This window comes from Pseudomonas sp. CM25 (assembly GCF_013179705.1).
Taxonomy (GTDB): Bacteria; Pseudomonadota; Gammaproteobacteria; order Pseudomonadales; family Pseudomonadaceae; genus Aquipseudomonas.
The window spans coordinates 1-2,610 of the sequence record NZ_JABMCW010000532.1 but is presented as its reverse complement, the minus strand read 5'-3'; the positions used below and the strand labels follow the sequence as shown (position 1 = coordinate 2,610).

The window sequence follows — 2,610 nt, the reverse complement described above, 5'->3', positions numbered from 1 at the left end:
CGCGCCAACGTTGGCCGGGGCCTCGGTGACGAACTGCGCGGCATCGCTGGTGGTGATGTGCTCGAATACCACTTTCAGCGTCGGGAATCGCTCGACTACGCGGCGCATGTGTTCGTCGATGAAGCGTTTTTCACGGTCGAAAACGTCGATCTCGCTGCGCGTCACTTCGCCATGCACCAGCAGTGGCATGCCAACTTCCGCCAGCGCCTCGATGGCCGGGAAGATGTTGTCGATGCTGGTAACGCCCGAATCGGAGTTGGTGGTGGCGCCGGCCGGGTATAGCTTGGCGGCGTAGACAATGCCACTGGCCTTGGCCGCGCGGATGTCTTCGGGGCTGGTGCGGTCGGTGAGGTACAGCACCATCAGCGGCTCGAAGCGGCTGCCGGCAGGGCGCGCGGCCAGGATGCGCTCACGGTAGGCGCCGGCCTCGTCGGCATTGCGCACCGGCGGAACCAGGTTGGGCATGATGATGGCACGGGCGAAGGTACGCGCCACATCGCCAACGGTGTGGGGCAGGACGGCACCATCGCGCAGATGGATGTGCCAGTCGTCGGGGCGCAGGAGGGTCAGGCGATCGGACATTGGGGATTCCAGGCGGGTCGAACTCAAGCGCCAATGCTACCGGAAAACCCCCGGGCGAGCACGGGTATCAAGTTTTCCGGGACGCGTCCGATAGCCTGCAGGTAAGCCGTCAGAATTTGTGGAGCCGCCCGTGCGCCAGCGTTACATAGCCCTGTTGACCCTGTTCGCCAGCCTGCCGGCCGGCGCACTGACATTCCAGACGCGCATGGAAAACATTGCCTGGAAGGTTGAAGGTGACCAGTTCGAATGCCGCCTTATCCAGCCGATCGACGGCTTTGGCAGCGGCGAGTTCGTGCGCCGGGCGGGCGAGCAGCCGGTGTTCCAGCTGCGCTCGGCCGGCAATGTGCTGGGCGCGGGCAACGCCAGCCTGCTGGCGGCAGCGGCGCCGTGGCAGCCCGGGCGTGGTGATATCAACCTTGGCAGCGTCCGCCTGGCCCGCACAGGCGTGCTGTTCAGCTCGTCACAGGGTCAGGCCAGCCGCCTGATCAACGGTTTGCTCGATGGCCGCAGCACGGTGGTGCGCAACTACACCGGTGAGGCGGGCAGGCCGATGGAAGTGCGCGTGTTGCCGGTCAGCTTCGCCAAGGCCTACAGCGATTACCAGGTGTGTGCTGCCAAGCTCCTGCCGATGAACTACGACCAGGTACGCCAGACCCAGGTGGGCTTCCCGGGGGGGGGTATCGAACTGGATGATTCCGCGCGCGCGCGGCTGGATGTGATTCTGGATTACATGAAGGCTGATCCGTCGGTTAACCATGTCGAGCTCAATGGGCACTCGGACAACAGTGGTAACCGTTTGACCAATCGCGACCTGTCGCGCCGCCGGGCGTTGGCCGTGGCTGATTACCTGACGGCGCATGGGATTGCGCAGGAGCAGATTACCGTGCGTTTCCATGGCGAGCGGTACCCGCTTGCAAAGAACAACAGTGCGGCGAATCGGGCGCGCAATCGGCGGGTGAATATCGAGCTGGATCGGGGGGGGGTGCCAGAGAAACCGGTGGAGCAGGCTGCGCCTGCGCCTGCTGCAGCAGCGCCGGGGGCGAAGGCTCCTTGAGGGTGGAGGGCCGGGTGTATGGAGGTGGATTGCAATGAGGCCTCCATGTGTTCGGCACAGCATTTCCGGCGCTCGATCTCACAACCGCTGAATATGGCAAGGCATGCACCTTGGGGCCATGATCCCATCCATCCATTCCAAGCCATGCACCTGGTGCCTCGATCATCAGCCCCCTCCAACCCCGTCGCCCTTCCGACAGTTCCTGTCGCTTTGTCGTCAGAAGCTGTCGCCCCACTGTAAATTTATCCTCAAGGCCGTTAGAATCGATCCCTTTCCGTACAACCCCGTGGAGTGATGGCATGGCGGACGTAAATAAGGTCGTACTGGCGTATTCCGGCGGCCTTGATACTTCGGTGATTCTCAAGTGGCTGCAGGATACCTACAACTGCGAAGTGGTGACCTTCACCGCTGACCTGGGGCAGGGCGAAGAGGTCGAGCCGGCCCGCGCCAAGGCCCAGGCAATGGGCGTTAAAGAGATCTACATCGACGACCTGCGCGAAGAGTTCGTGCGTGATTTCGTGTTCCCGATGTTCCGCGCCAACACCGTCTACGAAGGCGAGTACCTGCTGGGTACCTCCATCGCCCGTCCGCTGATCGCCAAGCGCCTCATCGAAATCGCCAACGAAACCGGCGCTGACGCCATTTCCCATGGCGCCACCGGCAAAGGCAACGACCAGGTTCGTTTCGAGCTGGGTGCCTATGCCCTGAAGCCAGGTGTCAAGGTTATCGCCCCATGGCGTGAGTGGGACCTGCTGTCCCGCGAGAAGCTGATGGACTACGCCGAGAAGCACGGCATCCCGATCGAGCGTCACGGCAAGAAGAAATCGCCTTACTCGATGGACGCCAACCTGCTGCATATCTCATACGAAGGCGGTGTCCTGGAAGATACCTGGACCGAGCACGAAGAAGACATGTGGCGCTGGAGCGTCTCGCCAGAGAACGCCCCGGACCAGGCAACCTACCTCGAGCTGACC

Annotated in this window: 3 protein-coding genes; 2 read left to right on the top strand and 1 reads right to left on the bottom strand. The window is 62.8% G+C overall.

The features are described from left to right. Positions 1 to 582, bottom strand: a 582-nt coding sequence (locus HP546_RS29035) for an amidohydrolase family protein (protein WP_172232953.1), incomplete at its 3' end; no start/stop codon positions are given. 130 nt (positions 583 to 712) lie between these two features. Here HP546_RS29035 and HP546_RS29030 point away from each other — a divergent pair. After that, positions 713 to 1,636, top strand: coding sequence for an OmpA family protein (locus HP546_RS29030; RefSeq protein WP_172232950.1), 924 nt, complete (start codon positions 713 to 715; stop codon positions 1,634 to 1,636). A 299-nt stretch (positions 1,637 to 1,935) separates the two neighbouring features. Then, positions 1,936 to 2,610, top strand: a 675-nt coding sequence (locus tag HP546_RS29025; RefSeq protein ID WP_172232947.1) for an argininosuccinate synthase, incomplete at its 3' end; no start/stop codon positions are given.